The following is a 381-nucleotide window of genomic DNA, read 5'->3' on the forward strand; positions in this document are numbered from 1 at the left end:
ACCTTGCCCTTGTCGTCCTGGAGCCGGAGGAAGCCGGTGCCACTGGTCAGCGCGGCCGAGACCTGCTGTGCGATCTCGTCGGCCGTCTGCGACGTCTCGAAGCTGAGCTCGCGAGGAGCGTTGACGATTCCGATGCGGATGTCCACGTGTGGTGCCTTTCGAATCTGACCGGCGGATGTGAGTTCAGACTACGACACTCGGCTCACGGCGCTGCGTCACGTTCTCTGTCGGCGGACGCCGGTACCGTTCTGGTCATGGCGACACGAGGTTTCCGATCCCCGGCACTGCCGGGCACCGGTGTCGGCGACCTCCGGCTCGACGAATCGCAGGCGGCCGTTCTCGCCGTCGGCGACGGTGAATCGGCCGCGGTACTCGGGGCTC

The 381-nt window shown here is 66.7% G+C and carries 1 protein-coding gene; it reads right to left on the bottom strand.

Going from position 1 to position 381, the window contains the following annotated elements:
- On the bottom strand, positions 1–146 hold a 146-nt coding region (locus AB4Z02_RS19305), incomplete at its 3' end, for a DUF3107 domain-containing protein (protein ID WP_441972996.1).
- Positions 147–381: the final 235 nt, after the last annotated feature.

Source organism: Pedococcus sp. 2YAF34 (assembly GCF_052114585.1).
Lineage (GTDB): Bacteria > Actinomycetota > Actinomycetes > Actinomycetales > Dermatophilaceae > Pedococcus.